Here is a 25,442-nt window from a genome sequence, read left to right as displayed (position 1 = left end):
CTATTGTTCCTTTTTCTCGGTGCCATTGTCTGTATCTGTTTCACTGGCGCTTTTTCTGAAATTGCGCACAGTTTCTCCCAGTGCCTTGCCGATACTGGGCAACTTACCGGGCCCAAAAATGATCAGAACAATCACCAGAATAATTATTGCTTCCTGCCAGCCAATTACAAATCCAAACATGTTTGCCCCTCCTTGCCTTAATCAAAGTAGCGGATAATGCGATATAAGGTATCTCTCTGGGCAGGACGATGACCTGCATCCTTAATGCATCTTATTATCTCGTCCATCGGCACTCTGTTGGTTACTCCTGCCGCTCTGACCACATTTTCCTCCAGCATGGTGCCTCCGAAATCATTGGCTCCAAAGCGCAAGGAAATTTGCGCCATTTTGGACCCCTGGGTTACCCAGGAAGCCTGGATATTAGGGAAATTATCCAGCATTATACGACTGACTGCCAGGGTTTTCAAATACTCAAAACCACCAGCGGTAGTGCCTCCCAGTTCGGTATTGAGAGGTTGAAAACTCCAGGGTATAAAAGCCGTAAAACCGCCGGTTTGGTCCTGAACCTCCCGCAACCGTACCATATGGGCCACCCGCTCTTCAGGACTTTCCACACTGCCAAACATCATAGTCGCTGTTGTTTTCATGCCCAGCTGATGGGCAATAATCATCACTTCCATCCATTGCTCCCAGGTAATTTTTCTGGGACTGATATAATGTCTGACCCGGTTGTCCAGAATCTCAGCTCCACCGCCAGGAATGGAATCCAGGCCAGCCTCCCGTAAAGCAGCAATCGTTTCCTTTAGACTCAGCCCACTGATTTCAGCCAGATGTACGATTTCCGGAGGCGAAAAAGAGTGGATATGCACATTATATCGTTCCTTTATGCCTTTGAGCAAATCCAGGTACCATTCAAAAGGCAAACTGGGGTTAATACCGCCCTGCATCAAAATTTGCGTACCACCAACAGCTAGTGTTTCCTCAATTTTGCGGTAGATTTCTTCATAGGACAAAACATAAGCATCAGCATCATCTTCCGAACGGTAAAAGGCGCAAAAACGGCATTTTACTTTACAAATATTAGTATAATTGATGTTACGATCAATTACAAAAGTCACCAGGTTTTCTGGGTGTTTGCGTAAACGGATCTGATGAGCAACCTGGCCAATCGCCACCAGATCGTTGGATTGGAGTAAGGCAACGCCTTCAGTCATAGACAGGCGTTCACCGTCCAATGCCTTTTTTAAAATCGGTTCAACGCCCATCTTTTTCCCTCCAGATCTCTATTTTCACTCTTTCTTCCAGTATCCCTGTTTTATAAGCATAATCAAAGAAGGCATTCATTGCCCTAATATCTTTCTCTGTTAAAGAATGGGTGATGGTATGAAAATACCTTCTCAGATAGTCTTCAGTAAACCAGGGACTGCGGTCCTGGGCCAGGGCAATCAGCTGGTCTTCATGCTCCCGCCCCCAGCGCAAGCTAGCCTGCAGGGCACTGGCCAGCCGGGCAATTTCCTGGGGGTGTTCTCCAGCAAAATCCTTTTTTACCACCCAGACAGCATACACCATACTTTCCCCGGTCATCTCTTTCCAAACAGCTCCAACATCGGTAACTATTATGCCCTCATAATAGCCGCTGTTCACTTTTAGCTGTTCAATCATGGCGATGTCGCCAATTAACAGAGCCGCCTCGGCCCGGGATAACATAGCTGTTAAATCCGGTTCCATGGTGACGAAGTCACAGCTGATATGGTAATAGTGCTCCAGTAATATTTTTAATAAGGCTATCGTAGTAGCTGATGTGTTAGGCAAGGCGATGACTTTGTGATCAAGTTCAGTAACAGGTATCCGGGAAAAAAGCAATAAGCTCATTACTTCCCCATCCGCCCCAATGGATAGATCAGGTAAAACCAGACACTGGTCAGCATGCCGGGCATATTCAATGGATGAAATGGGTGTAACATCCAGTTCTCCCTGTAAAAACATGCGATTCAACTGGGCCGGTGGGCCGGGAACGATTTCCGCCTCCAGGGTAATAATCTCCTGGTTTATTGCCGTATAGACAGGCAGGCAATTGATAAAATCCACCTGCCCCAAACGCAAACTGGCCAACCTTAACCCTCCCTGACTACATTATAGAGCGTATCTCTTTCCACCGGAACAAAGCCGGCATCCCTGATCAGCTTGACTATTTCCGCCCGTGTCATGGACTGACTGGTATCCGCTCCTGCATCATGAGTAATTCTTTCTTCTACCACAGTTCCATCCAAATCGTCCACACCAAAGGCCAGTGAAACCTGGGCAACTTTCGGGCCGATCATAATCCAGAAAGCCTTGATATGGTCAAAGTTATCCAGCAATAACCGGCCGATAGCCAGTGTTTTAAGGTCATCAAAACCGGTGGTACGGGTAGTAATAACATTTTCCATCTGAGTATGTTTGGGATGAAAAGCCAGGGGAATAAAGGTCATGAAACCGCCGGTTTGGTCTTGAACTTCCCGCAGGCGCAGCATATGATCTACCCGTTCTTCAATGGTTTCGATGTGGCCATAGAGCATAGTAGCATTTGACCTCATCCCAATTTTATGGGCGGTAGCATGGACTTCTAGCCAGCGTTCCCCACTGATTTTTTTCTCACAAACCTTTTCTCTAACCCTGGGAGAAAAGATTTCCGCTCCACCTCCAGGCAAAGAGCCCAGTCCAGCCGCCTGCAGGCGACGCAGGACCTCTTCAACCGTTATCCCTTCCTGTTCAGCAAAATGGTCAATTTCAACGGCGGTAAAAGCCTGAAGATGAACACCCGGTAAAATCCGGTGCACTCTCCGCAGCATTTCTTCGGCATACTCCAGACGCAGATCGGGATGGCAACCGCCAACAATATGGACCTCAGTTACTCCCATGTCTACTACTTCCCTGGCTTTAGCCTCAATAACCTCCAGGGGCAGTAAGTAGGCTTTAGGATCATCCTTGTCTCTGCCAAAGGCACAGAATTTGCAACGTACTTTGCAGATATTGGTGTGATTAATATGACGGTTGACAATAAAATAGGCCCTGTTACCATTTTTCCTTTTCCTGACCAGGTCAGCCATGTAGCCAATGGTTAACAGGTCATTCGATTGATAAAGCCGTATCCCATCTTCCCGGCTTAATCTTTCTCCTTTTACTACTTTTTCAACGATATCATAGAGGTCACTATCACGAAACAATTCCTGCATCAGTTTCCCCTCCAATTTGTCCAGACCAGCGTCTGTACAGCTGATGTTCTATTCCCAGAATATCCAGCACACGTCCGACCACAAAATTCACCATATCATCAATTGTCTGTGGGCGTTGATAAAAAGCTGGCATTGCCGGTACTATTTTCACTCCCATTTGGGACAATTTCAGCATATTTTCTAGATGAATTTGATTCAATGGCGTCTCCCTTGGCACTAATACCAGTGGTCTTCCTTCCTTTAACATTACATCTGCCGCCCGTTCTACCAGATTGCTGGAACGGCCAGTAGCAATTCCTGACAAGGTGGACATGGTACAGGGGATGATAATCATGCCCTGGGTACGATATGAACCACTGGCCAGGCGACCACTGATATCCTGCCAGTGATAGTAGGTAAGACGCCTGCTTTGAGGCCAGTTTAAATATGCCTTTATTGCTCCCTCGAGCTGGGGACTGTCAGCATCTAGCTGCCAGCCCAGTTCATCTTGTAGTACCAGAAAACCCGGACCGGTAATAGTCAAATCCACATCCCAGCCCAGTTCAGCCAAAGCCTGGAGCAACCTTACCCCATAAGGAGCTCCACTGGCCCCCGTAATTGCGACTACGAATGAGCCCATAAAATCCTCCTTACCTGAGAAACAGGTCCAGTAATGTAAAAACAAACATTAGAACAGCGATAATACCATTCATATTGAAAAAAGCGATATCCAGTTTAGAAAGATCCCGGGGAGATACCAGAGAGTGTTCCTTAATTAGTATGCCAACAGTAATAAGTACCCCCAAGTAATATATCCATCCGGCTGCCACCAGTACCCCGGTCAACACCAGCAATACAACCGTTAAAGCATGCATGACACGGGCGACTAACAGCGCTTTAGCAAGGCCAAACCGGGCAGGAATGGAGTAAATGCCATGGGTACGGTCAAATTCATAATCCTGACAGGCGTAGATAATATCAAAACCAGCGATCCAGGTGGCAACCGCCAGGCCAAGTACAACCCCTGGTAACTCAATAGCAGCTCTAATAGCAACCCAGGCTCCCAGCGGTGCCAGGCCAATGGCTATACCCAGTACCAAATGACAAAGCCAGGTAAACCGTTTCGTATAAGAATAAATGACCAGAAAGAAAATAGCAATCGGCATAAGCTTAAAACACAACTCATTCAGCTGAGCTGCAGCGTACCCCATTAGCAAAAAAGAAAGGAGCGTATAAACCCAGACTTCACCAACCGATAACAGACCTCTAGGAATCGCCCGGGTAGCTGTGCGGGGATTACGGGCATCTATGTGTCGATCTATGATACGGTTTAAAGACATGGCGGCGGTGCGGGCACCGACCATGGCCAGGGTTATCCAGAGAAACTGACTCAAGGTCGGTGCTCCACCGACTGCCAGAAAGGCTCCTAGATAGGCAAAGGGTAAAGCGAAAATAGTATGTTCAAATTTAATCATTTCAGCAAAAATTTTTACTTTAGCCATCAGATTAGTCGATGCCATAACTCTTCCACTTCCTGTCGACCAGTTCCTTGATTTCCGGGCTCATTTCAATATCATCCGGCCATTCCCTGGTATGACCTTCACTGGGCCACTTCTTGGTTGCATCGATCCCCATTTTAGTTCCGTAATTTGGAAGAGGCGAAGCGTGGTCCAGGATATCAAGGGGTCCTTCGACCATTACTACATCCCTTTTGGCATCGATATTATTGAAAACCTTCCACATGACTTCGGAAACATTGTGTGGGTTAACATGTTCATCCACAACGATTATGAGTTTGGTAAACATCATTTGTCCCATGCCCCAGAGAGCATGCATTACCTTTTTGGCATGGCCAGGATAGCTTTTGCGAATGGAAACAATGGCACAGTTATGGAAAACCCCTTCTAAAGGCAAGTTCATATCCACTATTTCCGGCAACTGAAGTTTCAAGAGGGGCAAAAAGATTCTTTCTGTTGCTTTCCCCAGATAACAATCTTCCATCGGTGGTTTACCAACGATAGTAGTAGGATAAATGGGTTTCTTTCTCATTGTAACACAATTAATATGGAAGACCGGATAATAGTCAGCCAGAGAATAGTAACCGGTATGATCCCCAAAGGGTCCTTCCCAGCGCAATTCATCCAGATCAACATAACCTTCCAGCACAATTTCAGCATGGGCAGGTACTTCCAGGTCAACGGTTTCGCATTTCACCAGTTCTACTGGCTCTTTACGCAGGAACCCGGCAAAAAACATCTCATCCACCCCGGCTGGCAGCGGAGCGGTAGCAGCATAAATAGTAGCCGGGTCAGCCCCCAGTGCCACTGCTACTTCCATTTTCCGATCCCCACGGCGCTTGTGGGCCCGATAATGCTCAGCACCATGCTTATGTAGATGCCAGTGCATACCGGTAGTCCGACCGTCATATACTTGCATTCGGTACATGCCTACATTGCGTTTCCCTGTTTCCGGATCTTTGGTGAAGACGAGGGGCAAAGTAATAAACCGCCCCCCATCCCCCGGCCAGCATTTGAGAATGGGGAATTTGGTAATATCGATTTCGTCCCCTTTAAGAATCACTTCTTTAACCGGACCAGTCTTAACAATTTTAGGCATAAAATTCGCGATTTGAGCAACTTTCGGCAATGCTTTCAATTTGTCGAAAAAGCTAGTTGGAACTTCCGGCGGTTGCAAAAAAGTAAGAATTTCCTGTCCTATTTCATCCAGATTGTTTACTTCTAAAGCCAGGTTCATTCTTTCAAAAGTTCCGAAAGCATTAATCAGAACCGGCATGTCCGAACCTTTGACATTTTCAAACAAAAGAGCAGGTCCATAGGCTTTAGAAACTCGATCTGTAATTTCGGTAATTTCCAGAATGGGATCCACTTCTGTGGTAATCCTCTTTAGCCAGCCTTTTTGTTCTAATGCCTCAATGAAATGTCGCAAATCCCGATAACCCATTGATTATCTCCTTTCCATCAATAATTGGTTTTCTGCATTACAATACCAGTTGATCAACCAGGTTAAATCCTGTTTTTCCTGGCACTCCGGCCAGCTGGCAATAATCTTAAGAGCCTGCCACTCATCTTTTCGGGCCAGAGCCAACCCCAGCTGATAGGCTTCCTCTTCCCGGCTGGAATCAACCCGGGCCAGCCTGGATGCCAGTCGGCAGCCCCCGGCCAGTAGCTCCTTTTCTTCTTCCGGCCAGTCCAGCTGGTGGCCCTGTAATCGAAGCACAGCCGCCTCGTTTATTTTCCGAATAATGTCTGCCAACGGCCCTAGAAATTCCAGCAAATCAGCCTCACAAAGGGTAGTAAAAAAGCGTCCATAGAGGTAGTCCCCTACTAAAACCGGCAGCTGGGTACCATCCCGGGGATCTATCTCCTCTCCCGCAGGATGAGTATCAGGTACCTGTCGATGAATCCTTGCTGCCAGATAAATCAATTGAACAACTGCTGCCAAAGCGGGAGCTTTCTGCCCTTTATACCCGAAAATACGGCTTATCAACAAAACCGCTGCAGGCCGGAGCCAGCGTTCATACCCATCGGCTTCCAGGTGGGCAAAATCAGTTAGATGGCCGGAACGAACCTTAAGATATCGTCCAATAATCTTTTCCACCTCTTCTAAATCACCTGCAACAGCTTCCAGTACCTCAGCGGCCATCGACAAACCTCCTCAGTAAAATTTGTAACCTTTAATATATTCGTGGCCAAATCCACTTTTCCTGCCTGAAGGCAGGAATCTAAAAACAAAGGAAAAAGCCCTGCAACGGGCTTTTGTAATGTTTGCGTATATTATAACCTTTCTTAAAGGTGCTATGCAAGTAAGTTGTATCTTTGCAACAAAGGCAGTGGATCTATAAAATGCTTTTCCAGTCCGAGCTCATTGCTTTTACAACCCAGAGCCAGCCCTACCAGCTCGGTTAAATAAAATACTGGAATGTCCGGTAAATCACCATATTTTTTGCTTTCCTTTTGCCGCATATCCAGGTTCGACATACAGAGAGGGCATGCGGTAACAATCGCCTCTGCCCCCGCATCCCAGGCAATACGGAGAATATCATAAATTAACTTTTCGTGTACCCCTTCCTGATAAAAAGGCAGTGAACCGCCGCAGCATTCTGTTTTATAAGGGTAAGGCAGAACCTGGGCACCGATTGAAGCCAGTATGTTATCCATAGACATTGGATTTTCCGGATGATCATATCCTGTGATACCAGGGGGTTTTACCAGCAAACAGCCGTAATAGCAAACAACCTTCAATCCGGCCAGATTGCGGACTAACTGACCTTTCTCAATATTTTCACTCACAGCCTCGATTATATTTTTTACTTTGATGGTCGGATCATAGGAATAGCCCATAATTTCTTCCATTTTTTCTCTTGCCTTTTCAGAATGCTGTAGCTCATGTCTGGCCGTCTGCAACCGCTGATAACAGGCAGCACAAGGGACAACAATATCCCCAGCCACTTTTTGGGCTAGAAAAAGATTCCGGCCTGGAATAGCTGCTGCCAGAAAATGACCTCTATTATGAGCAGATGAAGCTCCACAGCAATTCCAGTCGGGAATGTCGATTAACCTCATATTCAGTTTTTGAGCCACAGCTTTTGTGGAAAGGTCAAAATCCCTGGCAGTCGCGTGTAAGCTGCAACCAGGATAGTATGCATAATTGGCCATTAGATATCATCTCCCATCTCGCGTGCAGCCTGATAGATTTTATTGATCTGGTTCAGACCATTGATCGATTCAGGGAAAAGTTTCAGTTTTCCTTTACTGAACATAGGCCAGCCGTATTGGGCATCCTTAAACAGGTTGCCTGTTTTTAAATTTAGCTGGATGGCCAGCCCCAGTTCATACAACCTGCCAAAACGCCGTACTGAGCCCAGAAAGACATCGTGGAATATATTGGCATTGCGCCCAAACCGATTTGCCATACCTCTTTTTAATGATAGCCTCCTCAATTCATCCATGGTGGCAGCGATATCAATGCCCCGCAAACAACGGGTGGTACAGGTATTACAGCTGGCACAAACCCAGATGGATTTGGCAGTGAGAACTTCATCCACCAGGCCTCTCTGCAACAAACGCATAACCTGGTTGGGTGGTATGTCCATGGCAAATTGAACCGGACAGCCCGCACTGCATTTTCCACATTGATAACACTGTCTTGCGACCTGAATCAGTTTATCCATCTTCTCCCCTCCCATCTCTATCAAAAAAGTAATTCTACATTGTCAGAATAATTCCTCTTTTTTGAAAACAGAAAAGCAAAAAAATATAAGCCTTGCAACCTCTTCCAGGCTGTCAAGGCTTATACTAACCTTTTTGACGTCGTCGGTCAGTACTAATAAATATCCCTCCTACAGATTGGCAGCGGCCTTCTGCGGAAGAATGGAATCGATGATCCCTCGTTTGGTTTCTTTGGCTTCCACTTGCTCTGCGCCGAATTGCTCAGCCAGATAATTGCAAGCATCCCAGGGATCAACTTTTTCTCCGCAGGTAAAGACATCTACTGCCGCATACCCCAGTTCAGGCCAGGTATGAATGGCTAAATGGGATTCAGAAATCACAACAACTCCACTAACACCCTGGGGGCTGAATTTATGGAACACAAACTCCCGTACTTCGGCACCTGCTTCAAGAGCAGCTTGAACCATAATTTGCTCAACTTTCTTTACATCGTTCAGAATATCAAATTTGCATCCATAAATTTCAGCCAAGATGTGACGACCCAAAGCGTTCATTTAACATCTCATCCTCCTTTAAACATTTTTTTGGAAACCGATCCCACCTCCAGGCGCTTTTCGGAATCCAATCAAATTAAATAATAGCACATTTTCCCCGGATGTCAATAAAAATTTTTTATTCAACTTTGTTTATTAATATACCAAGCCCTTCTATCTCTACTGAAACCTCATCCCCCCTCAGCATCGGCCCTACCCCCTCAGGAGTACCGGTCAGGATTACATCCCCGGGATAAAGAGTCATAACCTGTGATACGTATGACACCAGGGCTTCAACGCTATGAATTAACATATCCGTTTTCGCTTCCTGTTTAATCTGTCCATTCAGGGTTGTCCTGATGGTACGGTCCCGCCAGTCGATATCCTTTATAATATACGGTCCTAAGGGCAAAAATGTGTCGAAAGACTTGGCCCGGGTCCACTGGCCGTCTTTTTGTTGTAAATCTCTGGCGGTAACATCATTAGCACAGGTGTAACCAAAAATATACCGGGAGGCGGCTTTAGTATCGATTTTCTTACACTCATGCCCGATAACTACTGCCAGTTCCCCCTCATAATCTACCCGTTGACTTTGCTCAGGATATCGTATAATATCACCAGGTCCAATCACTGCTGACGGCGGTTTTAAGAAAATAACAGGCTCCGGCGGTAATTGCATATCCAGCTCAGCTGCATGCTGGCGATAATTAAGCCCAACACAAATGATTTTGCTCGGGTTACAGGGAGCCAGCAAATGGATATCTCCTGTATCCGGTATTACCTCGATTATCTTGTTGTCATTGACCCAGGGCGGTTCAGACAACAATCCGATCTGCCCATCCTTTAACCAGACAGCATAACTCACTTTACCATTTGTCAACCTGATTTTTCCATACTTTTTCATAACCCCCGCCTCCCATTTAGTTCATTTAGCACTAGATAAAGTAAGGGTGATGACAAATAAATCATGGCCGTAGCGGCTGCAACGATCCCGGAATCATTTACTATCAGTACCAGCAGCACCGCTACCATCGCCCCGCTTAAACCGCGGAACAATACAGGGTATGTCTGCCTGATTCTCTTCATCACCCCAACCGGCCGATAAAATAGAATGGTCAGAACCAGGAGTGCCCCTAAAAAGACCCGGGCCCAGACTGTGACGCCAACGATCAATTTATAATTCATGGCCAGTTTGCGCTGGAATATATCAAAGAGGGCCTTCCAGCCCTGGTCAACAACAAGAGCCATCGTTCGCCCCATATGCGTCTGCAATTCCGGGGGCCGCTGCCAGTCCCAGTAAAAGAACAGGACTAGAAGCAAGATGGTAGCCAGACCAATACCGAATATTTGCCGCCATCTTATCTGCTTGCCCTGTAAGAGTAACCAGGTCCAGATGAAGCCCCCTACGGCTGCAATAGCTCCACCCACATCACTACCCAGGCCGGGAGCTGCCAGTAAATACGTTATACCAGCAAAAACAACTGCAATCACCCAGCCCAGTAGTCGCTGCTGTTTTGACCAGATTTCGGCCAGAATAGCAACCCCAACTATGCTTGCCCCCAAAATTACACCTTCATACTCGTTGCCAATCCCATAATAACGGGCACCTACCAGAAAGTCATACCCCAGCACACTCTGTTTCATCAGCGGATTACCCATGACAGTATCGATTACAATCACAGAAACGGTAAATAGAAAAAGCATAGCAAAAGGTAACAAGATATGGACTTTGCGCAGGGGCAACAAAACCACAGTTAAGACAAAGGTGGCCAGAATAGTAACACCTAATAAAACCGGAAGACTCTGGACCGGTAACAGAGGTAAGAGGAGAAAAACAGCCGGAACCGCCGCAAAGGCCAGCAGAATTTGCCCCATCGTTTTAGGACGTGGCCGATGCAAAAATACCGAAACCAGTGCTAGCAACAAAACAACCAGTTCCCAGAAGGCATAGCCACGGGCCAGGGGTGGCCGAGCCTGGAACACCGCAACCATCCTTTCCTCCTGCCGGATTAAATCCTCCGGCTTCTTGCCATTGCCTGTTGCTTTAAAAGCCTGTCCCAGCATCACTTCCGGCTTGTCCAGATGCAAGAGTTGTAAAATAGCAGGAGCCACATCTATATTGGCTACCAGCCCCTCGCGCTTGGTTGTAGGGCTGAAAAGCCAGCCCTGCTTTATCCCCGGCCCAACTAGCAGCAAAGGGGCAGCTGTCCGGTCTTCTTCCAGGGCCTTGGCTGATGGTGTAGGACTTATTATTAGCAAATAAGCTTTTTCTTCTGCACACAGCTGATATAATTGACCAAGGAAGCTATCAGCTTCTTGTAGTACTTGTTTGCGCTGGGCCTGCCACCATTCAGGCAGCATCATGTTTCTGGCAGCTTCAAGCCGACCTAAATCCCCCCAGTCAATTATGATTAAATCCGCTACATTCCAAACTTGTTTTAAAACTTTTTTAGTTTTAGCAACATCAATTTTTTTAGAAAAAGGCCGTTCCGGATCAATGGTAGTAATCCGGCTCCCCACAGCCCCAAAATCTATTTGCCCTTTTGCATCCATGGCAAATAAAGCCGCCGGTCGAAAAGGCAAATCCCGATCCCGATCACCGATTAAGGCTGTCCGCAATTGTTGACGGTGTATAGTTTCTCCCAGGGCTCCCGGTTGATTGAGATAAGGTAATTTAGCAGCCAAATTCAGTAACTGGGGAACTGATAATACGGATATCTGTCCCGTAGGGTGATAGCCCATTCGTTGCCGGTACAAATCAAAAGCTCGCTCATTCAGCCAGGTTTCATTACTATCCAGGGCCAGCTCTGTAGTCAGATCCGTACCCAGTCGGGTTCCCGCCCCTATTGTCAACATGGTGCTGTTAGCTGAACGTGGATAACCCTGGGCCACCGGAGTATTCATCAATCCCAGCGCTCCTTGCGCCATCAGCTTCTGCAGATTGGGCAAATTTTCGCTTTGCCAGTCCTGCAGGCTCAGGTGATCCAGAATCAATACCACCACTTTGGGCCTCTCCGCAGATACAGCCAATGTCGGATTTAGAACCAGGCCCAAACAAAGCAAAAGAAAAAGCCAAATCCGCTTGCTCAATTTCTTTTCCCCTCACTTATAATTTTTTGATAAACTGATTCTGTTGCCTTTATCATTCCAGCTAGTGAAAACTGAGTTTCAATCTTTTGTTTAGCTGCTAATGCTATCTGCTGGGCCAGATTTAAATTATCCAGCACCCAGCCTACTTTTGCTGCCAGCGCCCTGCTATCTGCCACCGGTACCAGCCAGCCCTCCCGGCCATCGGTAATTACTTCCGGTATCCCGCCAGCGTTAGTTGCCACCATCGGTAAGCCAGCCGCTGCCGCCTCCAGCAGGGATATTCCCATCCCCTCCGAAAGCGAAGGTAAGACAAAAACATCGATTGCCCTTAAATAGGGCCGGATATCTTCAACATGTCCTGTAAACACAAATCTTTTTGACAAGCCGCTTATTTTTACTTGTTCCTCCAGCTGGGGTTTTAATGGCCCGTCCCCTACCAGCAAAAATAACAAGTCTTCCCTTTCTCTGGCCATAAGTTCTGCCATTTCAACAAAATAATTTAATCCTTTTTGAGGAGCAAACCGCGCTACCGAACCAATTATTTTTGCCTCCTGAGAAATACCCAGTGCTGCTCGGGCTTGAGATGGAGTGAAAGGAAACCGGGAAAAAAAACTGGTATCTATACCGTTATAAATTATATGAATTTGCTCCCGCCTGGCGCCAAGCTGCTCTAATTCCCTGGCAATAGCCCGGGAAACGGCAATATACGCAGTTGTCCTGCCAGCCAGAACACGCTCCAGCACTTTATAAACCATGCCTTTCCAGCCTTTCACAGAGCCTGCCAGTATCAGATTGTGGGCCGTGATCAGCACCGGTGTTTTTGATCCCATCGCTGCCAGCCGACTGATCAGACCGGCTTTAGCTCCATGAGCATGGATAAGATCAAATTTTTTCTCCTGTAAATACCGGCGCAGTTGATAAACCGCCGGCCAATCAGCCCAGGGATTAAGGCTGGCGGAGATTTTCAGGGGCAAATAAGTAATTGTTTTTCCTTCTATTTTTAGCTGTGGTGGACCCGCCAGGACTATCTCCCATTTTGTATCTAGCCCTTGAATTAGGGAGCGGATGTGTTCAGCCATCCCGCCTGCTACCGGCCGTACCACATAGAGAATCCTGTTCATTCCTATTACACTCCATTCCATTTTCTTGCCCTAAATCATACCACAAAAAGAAAGCAGAAAAAAGAGGGACTAGAGCCGGTTCACATATCCGGCTATTCCCTCCAGCATAGCTAAGCAGTTTTCTTTTGTTTTTTTACTTAATATAGGGTTTAATAATGGTGCCAGTGCCGGAACCCCCAGTTCAAAATCCACAGTTAGACTGACCAGGGAGCCGCCATCTTTGTCTTCAATAACCCAGCTGCCTTCAAACTTTTTTAAATCCCCACTGATGAGCTTATAATCAATCTGCCCCTGTTCCGGATAAAAACGATCTTCTTCCAGCCAGCAAATCATTCTGCCATCTACTTCTGTTTTCCAGGCGGAAATGGCATAGTTATGCTCCCGGTTGATAATCCTAACTTCTTTTACATTGCGCATAAACTTGGGATAATCCTCCATCGCCGCAGCTAACGGAAAAACAACAGCTTTAGGAGCAGCCACCCATTTGGAAACTCTTATCTTAGGCATCTTCTTCCACCTCCTTTACCACCTCATTGAGGCTTTCCTCCAATATCTGCAAGAAGAGATTAATTTCTTCATTGGATATAATTAATGGCGGTTCCAGCCTGATAACCCTGGTGTTATTTAAAGTAGTACCTACCAGTACTCCCCTGTTGAGCAGGGCCTGGATCAGATACCCCCCAAACCCTTCATCTACCAGCTCCAGTCCCAGCATTAGCCCCAAGCCCCTTACCTCTTTAATGATCTGTGCAAATCCTGCTGTCAACTGTAACAAGTTTGTTTTTAACCTTTGACCTAATACTGCCGCGCTCTCTACCAGTCCTTCTTCTTCAATAACCTGCAGAGTGGCTATCCCTGCAACACAGGCCAGAGGATTCCCCCCGAAAGTCGAAGTATGAATTAAAGGATTTTCCTCAAATATCTGCCAGATTTCTTCCCGGGCCAGAATGGCTCCTGCTGGTAATACCCCACCCCCCAGGGCTTTGGCACTGGTGATCAAATCCGGCAGGACACCAGCCTGCTCAAATGCCCAGAAGGTTCCAGTTCTTCCCAATCCAGTCTGTACCTCATCTATGATTAAAAGGGCTCCCTGGCTCCGACAGTGACTTGCCAGTTCCCGCAAATACCAGAAGTCTGCTACCCTCATTCCCCCTTCGCCCTGGACTATCTCCAGCACTACCGCCGCTGTTTTTCTGTCAATGACCTCAACGGCTCTGGCCAGGTCATTAAATGGTATATGGTAAACTTCCGGCAGTAAAGGCATACAGGGCTCCCGGTAGATATCCCGCCCGGTTACACTTAAGGCCCCCAGGGTCTTACCATGAAATCCATTTTGCATCGCCACAATCTTCTTTCTACCTGTTGCCAGCCGGGCTATTTTCAAAGCTCCCTCAATAGCTTCAGCCCCGGAATTACAAAAGAAGACTTTGTTCAGGACCGGCGGAAGAGTGGCACAGATTTTTTCTGCCAATAAAGCTGCTGGTTCGTGACAGAACATTTTGCTTCCCAGCGGCAAACGCTCCATCTGTTCTTTAACAGCTGCTATTACCCTGGGATGACAGTGACCAAGAGAAAAAACTCCATATCCGCCGAGAAAATCCAGAAAGGCCCGGTTATCCTCGGTAAAAATCCAACAGCCCCTGGCTGCCTTTTCTACCAGATCCAAACCTAGCAAGCGCTGTAAGCGGGTTAAGGATGGATTCAAATGTTTTTCATAAAGCTCAATAACTCTGGACATAAAAAATACCCCCCTGTCTCTGTTAACAGCTATATGAGACAGGGGAGTGATAAATTCCTAATCTATATGCCATTTGCGAATTTCACATTTTACATCATAATAGGGAATCCCGCCCCCTAAATCAGGAGCGAAAGCGGGGGTAAGCCAGTTTACTCCTCCCCCATCCTTGAGCCACCAGCCTTCGGGCAAAAGGGCTATACCGGTCGGAACCCTTTCCGTCAGGGAAACCCTGGCTACCAGTTGACCATAACCGGTCTCAATAATAACCTGATCGTAATTGCGCACATACCGTTTTTGGGCTTCAGCAGGATTAATCTCTACCAGTGGCAGAGATGCCTCCTGAGCATCCTCTCTTTCCCGAAAGAACTGGGAGTGTAACTGCCCTTTGGGATGGGGAGTAAGCAGGACCAGTGGAAATTCCTCCGGATCCTGATAATACCGGGGAGATTGCCATTCTTCGTTAATCAGATTCATCTTGCCATTTGCGGTAGCGAATTTCCGCTCCGCCCAGGCTACCTGCGGCATAACCGGACATATACAGGCACCTTCGGAAATCAATTTATCCCAGGTAATTCCATAAGGCCGGAGTGGCTCCAGTAACCAGTGAATCCACTCCATTGCTGTTCTTTCACCAAAAACAGAGAGTTTGTTCAGCCGACGGGCCAGTTCTGTCCAGATTTCCACCTCATCTTTTACAGTATCAGGAGGTGAGATAAGAGCCGGCACTGCGCCGATATAATCCCCCCAGGAAGTGGCGATCACATCAGGCGTTTCTAGAAATCCGGCTACCGGTAAAACCAGGTCAGCTTGCTCTGCTGTATCGGTTAATTGCAAATCCATTACTACTTTAAAAGGAACCTGCCGCCAGGCCCTCAGCACTTCACTGGTATTGGGCAGCTGGCAAACCGGATTGGTCCTGGCTACTGATATAACCTGAATAGGGGGCTGAGCAGATAATATCTCCTGGGCCAGGGTAGGGAAGGAAAACTCCCGCACTTCTGCAAAGATATTTTCCCCTTTAATGTCATTCAGCAACCCCTGCCAGTACTGATGGGCATAATTAGCCCCTCCACCACTGATACCGATATTGCCAGACAAACCACAGAGAGCATCAATATAGCGAACCGTCTGACCGCCATTGGCATAACGCTGTAAACCATAACCAAAAAAAGTGGCTACCGGTCGGCCTCTACCATAAATACGAGCCAGTTCCCGCACCAGCTCCGCCGGTACCCCTGTTACTTCCTGGGTACGCTCTGGTGTCCAGTTGACTGCTACCTTTGCCAGTCCTTCAAAACCATTAACGCGTTGAGCCACAAATTCAGCATCATACCAGCCTTCAGACAGTAAAACATGGAGTGCCCCTAATGCCAGAGCGCCATCGGTTCCAGGCCTGGGTTGAAGTAATAGGTCAGCCAGATCGGCAGTTAAAGTTTTGACAGGATTAATAACAACAATCCTGGCTCCACCTTGCTGAGCCTCTTTTAAAATCGGAATCAGGTGAATGTTGGTAAAAGCCGGGTCCCGACCCCAGAGCACAATATGTCTACTCTGGCAGCAATCCAGCCAGGGGTGGGAATAAAGGGCTCCAAAATCCTCCTTCTGGGCCTGATAACCACTGCCCCAGCACATACTACCAGTGGGTACAGTATAACCTCCTAAGGCCCGAAAAAATCTGTGTTCCAGATTTTTCAGGCGCCCATTGTGGCCATAATCATTTATATGCAACAAAGAAGTAGGCCCATAATCGGATTGAGCCTGCTCGATTTTTTCTGCCCAGAGGGCAAGAGCGGACTCCCAGTCGATTTTCTCGAAACCTTTTTTTGATTTTATTAATGGGTACAAAAGGCGGTCCGGGCTAAAATGCCTTTTAATAGCCTTTTGCCCTTTGCTACAGATAAATCCCCTGGTAATAGGATGAGCCGGATCCCCTTTAAAATTATTGATTTTGCCATCAATTATCTCCACCAGTATCCCGCAACTGTCAAAACAGTTGAGCGGACAGGTAGTACGATACCATGCCATCTTAATCCTCCTAAGGCCGTCGCTGCTGACGCAGCAGTTCTTCCTGTTGACTGACAAAATAGTCCATCAGTATGCGATAAATTTTTTCTGCCACTTCCGGGGAAAACTGCTGTAAGCTGGCCTGTAACTTGACCCGTTCCAGCACCCGCTGCTCCCGGCGCAAGTCACGAATTTTTCGATTGTGCCCTTTTATCAGACCAATCTCCCGGGCCAGTTTCAATCTGCGCCCAAGCAACTCAATGATAGCTTCATCCACTTTATCAATTTCTCTGCGCAATTCCTCCAGACGGCGCTCATTCATCTTCTCCACCCCCTGGAGCAGCCGGATAGCAGCCAAGCATTTTCACCCAGGCTGCTCGACCCATTAATTCTATTAGCCCCTGGGAAACCGGGCCTGGTTCCAGACTACAGCCTTCAATATCCACCAGAAAAATATATTCCCCCAGTTTGCGCTTGGCCGGCCGGGACTCAATTTTGCACAAATTCAAACCCTGCCTGGCCAACGGCTCAAGAGCTCGATATAATGCCCCTGGTTCATGCGGGGTCCCGAAAGCTATGGAAGTTTTCCACTTTTCCCCCGGCTGAGGTCTTAAACTCTGACTTCCTTTTCCCAGCACCAGGAAGCGGGTAGCGTTATTCTTATTATCCTGGAGATCTTCCGCCAGTGCTTCCAGACCATAGGCAGCCCCTGCTACCGGCGCCGCAATAGCTGCCAGACTTTCTTCTGATTTTGCCACTTTCGCACAGGCTTCACTGGTACTGGTAGTTAGCACCTTAATCGCCTGGGGAAGGCGGCGATTAAGCCAGCCCTGACATTGGGCCAGGGCCTGATGATGAGAAAGCACAGCGGAAATTTGGTCTAGTCTGGTGCCAGGCTTACCCCAGAGCCAGTGCCGGACAGCCAGAACTTCTTCATCCTGGATTTGCACTCCATCCTGCCATAAAAGAAAATCCAGGGTAGTAGATAAAGAACCTTCCTGGGAATTTTCCACCGGTACAATCGCCAGTTCCACCTGATCCTGTACCAGAGCTTTCATTACCCGGGCAAGGTCTGGAAAATAAAAGAATTGAAAATTCAGATGCCGGCGCCTGGCGTATTGTTCGGCAGCCATTTGTGAAAATGTACCTTCTGGACCTAGAACCCCTACTCGCATTTTTTCTCCTCCTAACCTACCGTCCTGCCAACCTGCAGACTGAATAATGATAAGAAAAAGCTTCTCACCAAAAGTGGCGAGAAGCTATTTAATTAGTATATATTTTATCAACAGTTTTTTTCAGCTGTCAAGCTAATTACATCATATCATCCATGCCGCCAGGCATTGCCGGGGTATCCTTTTTCTCCGGCTTTTCCGCAACTACAGCTTCAGTGGTCAGCAACAGAGCGGAAATGGAAGCAGCATTTTGTAACGCGCTTCTGGTAACCTTTGCCGGGTCAACAATACCCGCCGCAATCATATCCATGTATTCCAGGGTAGCAGCGTTGAAGCCGATACCAACTTCGCTGGCCTTGACTTTTTCTACAACTACAGAACCTTCTACCCCGGCATTATTGGCAATCTGACGGAGCGGTTCCTCCAGAGCCCGCTTGATGATTTGAACTCCGGTGTATTCATCCCCTTCTGCCTGAACAGCATCCAGGGCCGGAATGATATTGATGAAGCAGGTACCGCCACCAGGAACGATCCCTTCTTCCACAGCGGCCCGGGTAGCATTGAGAGCATCTTCAATACGCAGTTTCTTCTCCTTCATTTCGGTTTCAGTAGCAGCACCGACTTTGATAACTGCTACGCCGCCAGCCAGTTTGGCCAGACGCTCTTGCAGCTTTTCCTTATCATATTCGGAAGTAGCCTCTTCATACTGCTTCTTAATCTGGGCAATCCGGCCTTTGATTGCATCAGCAGAGCCAGCACCATCAACAATGATGGTTTCTTCCTTCTTGACCCGTACCTGACGAGCCCGGCCCAGCATATCCAGGGTAACGCTATCCAGCTTGCGGCCCAGCTCTTCAGAAATCACCTGGCCACCAGTCAGGATAGCAATATCTTCCAGCATGGCCTTGCGCCGATCGCCAAAAGCAGGAGCCTTAACAGCTACACAGTTGAGAACACCGCGCAGCTTGTTGACCACAATCGTTGCCAGGGCTTCCCCTTCCATATCCTCAGCCACAATCAACAGCGGTTTGCCGGTACGGATAACAGCTTCCAGCACAGGCAAAATATCCTTAATCGCAGAAATCTTCTTATCGGTAATCAGGATATAAGGATCTTCCAGCACGGCTTCCATTTTCTCTGTGTCGGTTACCATGTAGGCAGAGATGTAACCTCTGTCAAAGTTCATCCCTTCGACAACTTCCAGAGAAGTGCCCATGCTCTTGGATTCTTCAACGGTAATAACTCCGTCTTTACCTACTTTTTCCATAGCATCAGCGATGAGGCGACCAATTTCTTCATCAGCAGAAGAAATGGTTGCTACTTGAGCGATGGCTTCCTTGCCTTCAATTGGCTTAGCCAGTTTCTTGATTTCTGCAACAGCGGCATCAACAGCTTTTTCAATTCCCCGCTTCAACAGGATAGGGTTAGCGCCAGCAGCAACGTTTTTCATCCCTTCCCGGATAATGGCTTGAGCCAATACGGTAGCAGTGGTAGTACCGTCGCCAGCTACATCATTGGTTTTGCTGGCTACTTCTTTTACCAGCTGGGCCCCCATGTTTTCAAAGGGATCCTTCAATTCGATTTCCTTGGCAATGGTTACGCCATCGTTAGTGATCAAGGGAGAACCAAATTTCCGTTCCAGCACCACATTACGGCCCCGTGGACCGAGAGTGACTTTTACAGCATCAGCCAGGGTGTTCACGCCTCTTTCCAGAGCTTTTCTGGCATCAGAATTGAAAACGATCATTTTTGCTGCCATCTGATTATCCCCTCCTCGTAAATATTAGAGAATAGCCAGAATATCTCTTTCATTGACAATCAAGTATTCTTCGCCATCAACTTTGACTTCAGTACCAGCGTATTTGGAGAAGATTACCTTGTCCCCAACTTTAACCTCCAGTTCTACTCGCTGGCCGTTATCCAAAATCCGACCACTGCCAACAGCCACCACTTCTCCCTGTTGCGGCTTCTCTTTAGCGGTGTCCGGCAACACAATCCCGCTTTCTGTTCTTTGTTCTTGTTCAATCAGTTTCAGAACAACCCGATCACCTAAGGGTTTCAGCATATATGTTACCCCTCCTTATGTATTATTTTTGTTAGCACTCATCAACATCGAGTGCTAACACACAGCTATATTATAGCACTACAGGAAAAAAATAATGCAAGATTGGAAATTTTTCATTATCCGTTTTTGTTTTTCAATATATTAAAATATCTCGCTCAATCTATTATTTTCTATAAATTACAGGCCAGTTCTAATGCTGACAAAAAATAAAGCCCGGTAACAATTTACCGGGTTAGGTTTCACTGTACTGGTCGGAGCGACTGGACTTGAACCAGCGACCTCCACCACCCCAAGATGGCGCTCTACCAAACTGAGCTACGCCCCGACTGACAAACCCTATTTTACTCAAGGAATAATTCGCTGTCAATCTTATTTCTTTAAAAATTTTCTTTTCTTATTTTGTCCCACTCATTTATTAGAATTTGTACCAAATTTTGATATACCTGAGCCAGGCCAAAATTTAATTTTTTACCGGCTTTTTTGGCTCTGGTCAAAAAACGGTCTTGCCATTTTTCGATTTCCCTTTCCCACTCCTGCCATTCTATTTCCAGTTGCTGAAAGTAATCATCATGATCAGAGCTTTTTCTGCTCTCCACTCGCTGCTGGGCCTTTAAAATTCTTCTGGTTAATTTATAAATATCTTCAAAAACCTCTTTTAGCTCTAGTACTCTGCTATAGTCTCCTGCCGCCCGATTCAATTCACCCTGGAGGCCATGATTGAGTTTTTCGGGAATTATCTTTAGCTGTTGTAAGGCCCTTTCCAGCTTCTCCAGCCTTTCCTGTTGATAGCTGTGATATTTTCGCTTTAATTCAGTATACTGAGCCGTTTCGTTTTTGAGAAAAGTTAGCAGATCCTCCGCCCTGATTCTAACTTCTTGCCCCGGCAAAACCATTGCAGGCAAGCGGCCACTGGCGATTAATTTTTCCACCTTTTCCCGATCAGTTTTTAAAACCTGGGCCACTTCCTGAACTGTTAATACCTTCAGCGGAGCCTGCTCTTGCATTGTCTATCCCCGCTTTCCCAGTACTCTCCTGTATACTTCCATGGTTTCCAGCGCAGTTTTATTCCAGCTGAATTCCCCTGCTCGCATTAATCCTTTCCTACCCAGCTCCTGGCGAAGATCTGCATCTGTTAACAATTTATACATTTTTTCTGCCAGTTCCATGGAATCAAAGGGATTAAACAACCATGCTCCTTCTCCCACTACTTCAGGAATTGAGGATGTATTAGCAGCAATAGTTGGTGTTCCGCAGGCCATTGCTTCTAAGGGTGGGAGACCAAAACCTTCATAGAATGAAGGATAGACAAACAGATTAGCCGCTGCATAAAGATAAGGCAAATCCTCTACCGGAGCAAATCCTGTCCAAATAACATCCTCTTCCAGACCAAGGGCCTCGATTAATACTACCAGATCCCCATACTCCCTTACCTGTTTACCGACCAGTACTAGTTTGATTGGATAACCTACATCTTTTCGAATTTCTTTAAAAGCATTGATTAACCCTTTAACATTTTTCCGGGGGCTAAACCCACCGATATAAAGAATGTACTGATCCTGTATGCCGTAGTGCTCACCGACAAAGGCACGCGCTTTTTTTTGCGATACAGGCCGATAGATTGGCTCCGGTGCCTCGTAGGTAACTGTTATTTTTTCAGCTGGAACCTTCAAGATCCTGACCAAGTCCTGTTTTGAACACTCAGAAACAGTAATTATGTGGGCAGCTCTGGCTACAATCCCAGGCATTTCCTGCAAAAATACTTTTAGATAGCCTTTGCCAACCGTTTCCGGATAAATGTATGGTATCAGGTCATGGATGGTTACCACCATGGGACAACTATTGCCTTTAGGCAATCCAATTCCATTCTGCGGCACATGATATAAATCTATTTTTTCATCGGTAATACGTGCCGGAATATGCACTTCTTCCCAGAATTTATCCTTGTTTTTTTCAATGGAGTTAAAAATGGAATCACTGGCTATGTCCAGGTCCCGATATTCGTCCCCGGGCCAGAAAAAACGCCAGTTGAATTCCTGCCGATTTATTAAATATAGAGAGCGCAAGAGCTGGTAAGTATAAGTACCAATTCCCGTTCCCCGGTACCAGATGGCCGCACGGGCATCGATTCCGATCTTCACGGCTGTCACCTACCTCCTGGTTTTAGACAAATTTAGAGAGGATAACGGGCTGCCCTGGCAGCCCGTTAACTGCTATGATGTTTATGTTTTTTCATGCCATAGTGGAGTGGACAATGATGCATGGTCATCATCTGCATCATCATATACATATACATCATCTGCATCATACACATCATTGGGCACATCGAATGACCGTGCATCATCGGATGCATCATTGCATGGGACATCATGGGATGGTACATCATTGGATGATGCATCATAGGCATCATCGGCATCATCGGCATGCATTTATATTCGTCAGCCATACCCTGGCGACACATAGGCCTTCCTCCTCTCAACATGCTGGTGTTGTAATATATGACAACAGCGGTGTTAAGGTGAAATTCTGGCGAATAAATTTATAGTAACCAGCAGGGGGAGGCGATGTTATGTCCATCCGCTTTGGTACAGATGGTTGGCGCGGTGAAATCGGAATAGATTTTATCCTTGCCAATGTGCACCAGGCCATTATTGCTGTCGGAAACTTTTTTTTTCAAAAATACCGGCAAGGTGTGCTCTTGCTAATCGGTTATGATACCCGCTTCCAGGCCCAGCGTTTTGCACGCTATTGTGCAGAACAGCTCTCCTGGCTTGGCCATCGGGTTTTATTAGCAAATAAGCCCATAACTACTCCTGTCCTTTCCCATGCTATCCGCCATCTACAGGCGGCAGGAGGGATTATGCTTACCGCCAGCCATAATCCACCCCAGTGGCTGGGAATAAAAATCAAGAATGAGTATGGCTCCTCAGCTCCAGCTAGCGACACAGCCTGGATTGAAACATTGATCGGAAAGGAAACCAAACCTTTTGCCAAAGGTTGCTGGCAAATAAAGGATTTTGATGAAGTATATCTGCAGGCTATACACAACAGGGTCGGAGCAGTTTTTATGAATCAGCCCGGACAAAAAGTGATTGTGGACTGTCTTTATGGTTCCGGCCAGGGCTATTTTCCCCGTTTGCTGGCAAATTATGGCTGGCAGGTAAAAGAAATTCATGCTGAAATTAATCCTGCTTTCGGTGGCTTGAATCCTGAACCCATTGCCGCCAACTTACGTGACTTACAAAAAGCTGTGCTACAGCAACAAACTGTGGGCCTTGCTCTTGATGGAGATGGCGATCGTCTCGGTGTTGTCATCGAAAGCGGAGAAATAATAACCGCTCAGGATATTTTTCTGCTGCTTCTCTATCATCTGGTAGAAAATAAACAAAAGTGCGGCAAAGTGATTAAAACTTTTTCTACTACTGCCAAGGTAGACCTGCTGGCCCGGCTATATAACCTGGAATTAATAGTAACACCTATTGGTTTTAAACACATTGCACCTCTATTGATTCAAGAGGAAAAAGTGGTGATTGGTGGCGAAGAAAGCGGCGGCTTTGGTTTTCCCGATTTCTTACCTGAACGGGATGGAATTTTTTCCGGTCTCAACCTGCTGGAATTGCAACTAATCAGCAGGGAAAGCTTACCTAATCTGCTAAACCAGTTAAAGCAAAAGCTTGGCCCCTGGCACTACCAGCGGCTTGATCTGGTTTGCAGTCCCGAACAACTGGAATGCTGGCATCATAAACTCAATACTATCCCCGCTAAAATCGGGGAAAAAATTAAGCGCCAGGAAAAAATGGATGGCATTAAGGTCCATTTTTCCAGCGGCGCCTGGCTGCTTTTTCGCTTCTCAGGTACTGAACCAGTTTTACGCCTCTATTGTGAAGGGGAAAACCCTGCCGAAGTCGATTATCTGCTTTCAGCAGCTCAGGATTGGCTTAACGATTAAGAAATACTATCTGGTTAGTCTTAGGATTCCAATACATCAACCAGTAGCCCCAGCCATTTTTACCAGCTTCCCCCAGAGCAGGTTCAAAGGTACGATAAGGTGAAAATGCCCCCGTTTGGCTTAACGGGGGCTGTTCTCTTTTGCCCCAGATACCATGAGCCAGGTATTTGACTTCCCCCCGTTCATCCCAGATTACCCCAATTATTTGCCGGGGATGAGCCGCAGGATCAGGCAAAGGTAGCCAGACCGGCGGACTGGGCATTTTCCGGCTATAGGCAATGATTTTTCCTGGTCGTTTTGGTTTACTGCTCCTGTCCTCCTGACTGATAATAATTTGCTTAATCCTGGCTGGCCGGTCAAGATTAAGGTTGCCGATAATAAAATAACCACTCCAGCCCCACTCCTGCATGCGCTCTAGCCTGATTATCTTATCCTCATCTGTGATCACCCAGGCCCAGTAGCTATTTTTGTTGTTTCCCTGCTGGGCAGGATGACTCCATAACTGTATTTGATACCAGGACTGGTTTTCCATTTCCGACCACAAGGCCATACCCCATTGTTGATTTTCCTCGTGATAAAGCAAAAACTGTTGCATGTTTATCTATCCCCTCGGCACCCAGAGAACTGACCCGGCCAAGAGCTGACAACCAGGGTTGCGCTGTTTCAGAATTTCCTCCCCTACTCCGTAATGGCGGGCAATGGTTTCCCAGCTGTCTCCTTCTTTCACAAAATACATAGTCACTTTTGCTCTCCCTTTTGCCATCGCAATGGGTTTAGGTGCCTGCTTATTAGGAGTATAAATCTTGTTGACACTTATCTCTTTGTTTTCTTTAACTTCTTCTTTAACTTCCCAGATAGGAATCGTCCCTGTTCCTATTTGCTCACTGCATACCGGTTTTACTTCAACCCAATCCTTTAGCCAGGGAGCCATTTCGGTTAATTCCTCAACCCCTGTCTCTATGGATTCCTCGGCTGCAATCTGTTCTTCCGGCCATTTTAATTCCAGTGCCAGTTCAACCGACCACTCGATTCCTTCAGCTGCCAACCAGGCTTCATGGCTTTTTAACTCCATTTCCACATCCGGCTCTTTTTCATTTTCAGGCAAATCAAACTGAACTTGCCATGAGCCTGCTGTTTGTATACTGACAGTAAAAGGTTTTACCTCTGTCTCCTTGTCAAACATGAGGCCATCAGTATCATCGATTTCATCATTTTTTTCCCGTGGGCATTCCCCTTCTATTACAACCTCGACAATCCCGGCTACTGTCCATTTGTCTTCATCCCGGAAAATCTCTTTTATCTCCGGTTTTACCGCCATGGCCGTAATCCGTTCTAATGGAGTAGCATCTTCCGATAATTGATAAATCCCCTGACAAACTACCTTCTCCAT

27 protein-coding genes and 1 tRNA gene are annotated in these 25,442 nt (G+C 46.8%); 1 reads left to right on the top strand and 27 read right to left on the bottom strand.

From position 1 onward, the window contains the following. The 25 genes from tatA to CTH_RS06335 form a co-directional block, all read right to left on the bottom strand. The gene (tatA, locus tag CTH_RS06455; protein ID WP_078665500.1) at positions 1-180 is read right to left on the bottom strand and encodes a twin-arginine translocase TatA/TatE family subunit; all 180 of its coding nucleotides are present in this window, start codon (positions 178-180) and stop codon (positions 1-3) included. Between the two features lie 17 nt (positions 181-197). Beyond that, positions 198-1,265 carry a cyclic dehypoxanthinyl futalosine synthase gene (mqnC, locus tag CTH_RS06450; RefSeq protein WP_078665499.1) on the bottom strand — a complete coding sequence of 356 codons (1,068 nt, stop codon included), beginning with the start codon at positions 1,263-1,265 and terminating at the stop codon, positions 198-200. Then, positions 1,255-2,112 carry a menaquinone biosynthetic enzyme MqnA/MqnD family protein gene (locus tag CTH_RS06445; protein WP_078665498.1) on the bottom strand — a complete coding sequence of 286 codons (858 nt, stop codon included), beginning with the start codon at positions 2,110-2,112 and terminating at the stop codon, positions 1,255-1,257. The genes mqnC and CTH_RS06445 overlap by 11 nt, the downstream gene beginning before the upstream one ends. A 2-nt stretch (positions 2,113-2,114) precedes the next feature. Then, complete coding sequence (gene mqnE / locus CTH_RS06440; protein ID WP_078665497.1) at positions 2,115-3,215, bottom strand: aminofutalosine synthase MqnE; 1,101 nt, start codon at positions 3,213-3,215, stop codon at positions 2,115-2,117. After that, a complete protein-coding gene (locus CTH_RS06435) occupies positions 3,196-3,834 on the bottom strand; it encodes a UbiX family flavin prenyltransferase (RefSeq protein WP_078665496.1) in 639 nt (212 codons plus the stop codon). The genes mqnE and CTH_RS06435 overlap by 20 nt, the downstream gene beginning before the upstream one ends. Positions 3,835-3,844: 10 nt before the next feature. Continuing rightward, entirely contained in the window at positions 3,845-4,714 is an 870-nt protein-coding gene (locus tag CTH_RS06430; protein ID WP_423230532.1) for a UbiA-like polyprenyltransferase, read from the bottom strand. Beyond that, positions 4,701-6,155, bottom strand: a complete 1,455-nt coding sequence (locus CTH_RS06425) for a menaquinone biosynthesis decarboxylase (RefSeq protein WP_079906929.1) — start codon at positions 6,153-6,155, stop codon at positions 4,701-4,703. The genes CTH_RS06430 and CTH_RS06425 overlap by 14 nt, the downstream gene beginning before the upstream one ends. Before the next feature lie 3 nt (positions 6,156-6,158). Then, a complete protein-coding gene (locus CTH_RS06420; protein ID WP_078665494.1) occupies positions 6,159-6,857 on the bottom strand; it encodes an isoprenoid biosynthesis enzyme family protein in 699 nt (232 codons plus the stop codon). Positions 6,858-7,009: 152 nt separating this feature from the next. Next, on the bottom strand, positions 7,010-7,870 hold the full coding sequence (locus tag CTH_RS06415) for a CoB--CoM heterodisulfide reductase iron-sulfur subunit B family protein (protein ID WP_078665493.1): 861 nt from the start codon (positions 7,868-7,870) through the stop codon (positions 7,010-7,012). Beyond that, positions 7,870-8,385: a 4Fe-4S dicluster domain-containing protein gene (locus CTH_RS06410; RefSeq protein ID WP_242946628.1), complete on the bottom strand. Its 516-nt coding sequence runs from the start codon at positions 8,383-8,385 to the stop codon at positions 7,870-7,872. Before CTH_RS06410 ends, CTH_RS06415 begins: the two co-directional genes overlap by 1 nt. Before the next feature lie 168 nt (positions 8,386-8,553). Beyond that, the gene (gene speD, locus CTH_RS06405; protein WP_078665492.1) at positions 8,554-8,937 is read right to left on the bottom strand and encodes an adenosylmethionine decarboxylase; all 384 of its coding nucleotides are present in this window, start codon (positions 8,935-8,937) and stop codon (positions 8,554-8,556) included. A gap of 118 nt (positions 8,938-9,055) precedes the next feature. Further along, positions 9,056-9,820 carry a fumarylacetoacetate hydrolase family protein gene (locus CTH_RS06400; protein ID WP_078665491.1) on the bottom strand — a complete coding sequence of 255 codons (765 nt, stop codon included), beginning with the start codon at positions 9,818-9,820 and terminating at the stop codon, positions 9,056-9,058. Continuing rightward, the gene (locus CTH_RS06395; RefSeq protein WP_078665490.1) at positions 9,817-12,006 is read right to left on the bottom strand and encodes a hypothetical protein; all 2,190 of its coding nucleotides are present in this window, start codon (positions 12,004-12,006) and stop codon (positions 9,817-9,819) included. The genes CTH_RS06400 and CTH_RS06395 overlap by 4 nt, the downstream gene beginning before the upstream one ends. Beyond that, positions 12,003-13,127 carry a glycosyltransferase family 4 protein gene (locus CTH_RS06390; RefSeq protein ID WP_159071859.1) on the bottom strand — a complete coding sequence of 375 codons (1,125 nt, stop codon included), beginning with the start codon at positions 13,125-13,127 and terminating at the stop codon, positions 12,003-12,005. The genes CTH_RS06395 and CTH_RS06390 overlap by 4 nt, the downstream gene beginning before the upstream one ends. Positions 13,128-13,196: 69 nt before the next feature. Further along, complete coding sequence (locus tag CTH_RS06385) at positions 13,197-13,634, bottom strand: type II toxin-antitoxin system RatA family toxin (protein ID WP_078665488.1); 438 nt, start codon at positions 13,632-13,634, stop codon at positions 13,197-13,199. Then, positions 13,627-14,865, bottom strand: a complete 1,239-nt coding sequence (locus tag CTH_RS06380) for an aspartate aminotransferase family protein (protein ID WP_078665487.1) — start codon at positions 14,863-14,865, stop codon at positions 13,627-13,629. The genes CTH_RS06385 and CTH_RS06380 overlap by 8 nt, the downstream gene beginning before the upstream one ends. Before the next feature lie 57 nt (positions 14,866-14,922). Beyond that, positions 14,923-16,890, bottom strand: coding sequence for a molybdopterin-containing oxidoreductase family protein (locus CTH_RS06375; protein WP_078665486.1), 1,968 nt, complete (start codon positions 16,888-16,890; stop codon positions 14,923-14,925). 10 nt (positions 16,891-16,900) lie between these two features. Then, the gene (locus CTH_RS06370) at positions 16,901-17,191 is read right to left on the bottom strand and encodes a chorismate mutase (RefSeq protein WP_078665485.1); all 291 of its coding nucleotides are present in this window, start codon (positions 17,189-17,191) and stop codon (positions 16,901-16,903) included. Continuing rightward, positions 17,184-18,044, bottom strand: coding sequence for a prephenate dehydratase (pheA, locus tag CTH_RS06365; protein ID WP_078665484.1), 861 nt, complete (start codon positions 18,042-18,044; stop codon positions 17,184-17,186). Before pheA ends, CTH_RS06370 begins: the two co-directional genes overlap by 8 nt. Before the next feature lie 136 nt (positions 18,045-18,180). Then, complete coding sequence (gene groL, locus CTH_RS06360; RefSeq protein WP_078665483.1) at positions 18,181-19,800, bottom strand: chaperonin GroEL; 1,620 nt, start codon at positions 19,798-19,800, stop codon at positions 18,181-18,183. A gap of 24 nt (positions 19,801-19,824) precedes the next feature. Beyond that, positions 19,825-20,106 (bottom strand): co-chaperone GroES, encoded by a 282-nt coding sequence (gene groES / locus CTH_RS06355; protein ID WP_078665482.1) that lies wholly within the window; start codon positions 20,104-20,106, stop codon positions 19,825-19,827. A gap of 248 nt (positions 20,107-20,354) precedes the next feature. Next, a tRNA-Pro gene (locus CTH_RS06350) sits at positions 20,355-20,431 on the bottom strand. Positions 20,432-20,483: 52 nt separating this feature from the next. Continuing rightward, a complete protein-coding gene (locus CTH_RS06345; protein ID WP_107753358.1) occupies positions 20,484-21,110 on the bottom strand; it encodes a helix-turn-helix domain-containing protein in 627 nt (208 codons plus the stop codon). 3 nt (positions 21,111-21,113) lie between these two features. Then, positions 21,114-22,244 (bottom strand): glycosyltransferase family 4 protein, encoded by a 1,131-nt coding sequence (locus tag CTH_RS06340; protein WP_107753355.1) that lies wholly within the window; start codon positions 22,242-22,244, stop codon positions 21,114-21,116. 65 nt (positions 22,245-22,309) lie between these two features. Beyond that, on the bottom strand, positions 22,310-22,564 hold the full coding sequence (locus CTH_RS06335; RefSeq protein ID WP_107753353.1) for a hypothetical protein: 255 nt from the start codon (positions 22,562-22,564) through the stop codon (positions 22,310-22,312). 108 nt (positions 22,565-22,672) lie between these two features. On the opposite strand from CTH_RS06335, the gene CTH_RS06330 reads away from it, so the two are divergent. After that, positions 22,673-24,052: a phosphohexomutase domain-containing protein gene (locus CTH_RS06330; protein WP_107753351.1), complete on the top strand. Its 1,380-nt coding sequence runs from the start codon at positions 22,673-22,675 to the stop codon at positions 24,050-24,052. Here the strand turns inward: CTH_RS06330 and CTH_RS06325 are convergent. Together CTH_RS06325 and CTH_RS06320 are read right to left on the bottom strand one after the other, a co-directional pair. After that, on the bottom strand, positions 24,042-24,647 hold the full coding sequence (locus CTH_RS06325; RefSeq protein WP_079907713.1) for a hypothetical protein: 606 nt from the start codon (positions 24,645-24,647) through the stop codon (positions 24,042-24,044). The genes CTH_RS06330 and CTH_RS06325 overlap by 11 nt on opposite strands. A 6-nt stretch (positions 24,648-24,653) precedes the next feature. Beyond that, a complete protein-coding gene (locus CTH_RS06320) occupies positions 24,654-25,442 on the bottom strand; it encodes a LysM peptidoglycan-binding domain-containing protein (protein ID WP_078666219.1) in 789 nt (262 codons plus the stop codon).

The sequence above is a fragment of the Carboxydocella thermautotrophica genome (assembly GCA_003054495.1).
In the GTDB taxonomy this organism is placed as follows: domain Bacteria; phylum Bacillota.
This window is presented reverse-complemented; position numbering and strand designations above follow the sequence as displayed.

Coding starts and splice junctions, on each gene's coding strand:
- tatA (WP_078665500.1), bottom strand. CDS start 180: ATGTTTGGATTTGTAATTGGCTGGCAGGAAGCAATAATTATTCTGGTG.
- mqnC (WP_078665499.1), bottom strand. CDS start 1,265: ATGGGCGTTGAACCGATTTTAAAAAAGGCATTGGACGGTGAACGCCTG.
- mqnE (WP_078665497.1), bottom strand. CDS start 3,215: ATGCAGGAATTGTTTCGTGATAGTGACCTCTATGATATCGTTGAAAAA.
- CTH_RS06435 (WP_078665496.1), bottom strand. CDS start 3,834: ATGGGCTCATTCGTAGTCGCAATTACGGGGGCCAGTGGAGCTCCTTAT.
- CTH_RS06430 (WP_423230532.1), bottom strand. CDS start 4,714: ATGGCATCGACTAATCTGATGGCTAAAGTAAAAATTTTTGCTGAAATG.
- CTH_RS06425 (WP_079906929.1), bottom strand. CDS start 6,155: ATGGGTTATCGGGATTTGCGACATTTCATTGAGGCATTAGAACAAAAA.
- CTH_RS06420 (WP_078665494.1), bottom strand. CDS start 6,857: ATGGCCGCTGAGGTACTGGAAGCTGTTGCAGGTGATTTAGAAGAGGTG.
- CTH_RS06415 (WP_078665493.1), bottom strand. CDS start 7,870: ATGGCCAATTATGCATACTATCCTGGTTGCAGCTTACACGCGACTGCC.
- CTH_RS06410 (WP_242946628.1), bottom strand. CDS start 8,385: ATGGATAAACTGATTCAGGTCGCAAGACAGTGTTATCAATGTGGAAAA.
- speD (WP_078665492.1), bottom strand. CDS start 8,937: ATGAACGCTTTGGGTCGTCACATCTTGGCTGAAATTTATGGATGCAAA.
- CTH_RS06400 (WP_078665491.1), bottom strand. CDS start 9,820: ATGAAAAAGTATGGAAAAATCAGGTTGACAAATGGTAAAGTGAGTTAT.
- CTH_RS06390 (WP_159071859.1), bottom strand. CDS start 13,127: ATGAACAGGATTCTCTATGTGGTACGGCCGGTAGCAGGCGGGATGGCT.
- CTH_RS06385 (WP_078665488.1), bottom strand. CDS start 13,634: ATGCCTAAGATAAGAGTTTCCAAATGGGTGGCTGCTCCTAAAGCTGTT.
- CTH_RS06380 (WP_078665487.1), bottom strand. CDS start 14,865: ATGTCCAGAGTTATTGAGCTTTATGAAAAACATTTGAATCCATCCTTA.
- CTH_RS06375 (WP_078665486.1), bottom strand. CDS start 16,890: ATGGCATGGTATCGTACTACCTGTCCGCTCAACTGTTTTGACAGTTGC.
- CTH_RS06370 (WP_078665485.1), bottom strand. CDS start 17,191: ATGAATGAGCGCCGTCTGGAGGAATTGCGCAGAGAAATTGATAAAGTG.
- pheA (WP_078665484.1), bottom strand. CDS start 18,044: ATGCGAGTAGGGGTTCTAGGTCCAGAAGGTACATTTTCACAAATGGCT.
- groL (WP_078665483.1), bottom strand. CDS start 19,800: ATGGCAGCAAAAATGATCGTTTTCAATTCTGATGCCAGAAAAGCTCTG.
- groES (WP_078665482.1), bottom strand. CDS start 20,106: ATGCTGAAACCCTTAGGTGATCGGGTTGTTCTGAAACTGATTGAACAA.
- CTH_RS06345 (WP_107753358.1), bottom strand. CDS start 21,110: ATGCAAGAGCAGGCTCCGCTGAAGGTATTAACAGTTCAGGAAGTGGCC.
- CTH_RS06335 (WP_107753353.1), bottom strand. CDS start 22,564: ATGTGTCGCCAGGGTATGGCTGACGAATATAAATGCATGCCGATGATG.
- CTH_RS06330 (WP_107753351.1), top strand. CDS start 22,673: ATGTCCATCCGCTTTGGTACAGATGGTTGGCGCGGTGAAATCGGAATA.
- CTH_RS06325 (WP_079907713.1), bottom strand. CDS start 24,647: ATGCAACAGTTTTTGCTTTATCACGAGGAAAATCAACAATGGGGTATG.
- CTH_RS06320 (WP_078666219.1), bottom strand. CDS start 25,442: ATGGAGAAGGTAGTTTGTCAGGGGATTTATCAATTATCGGAAGATGCT.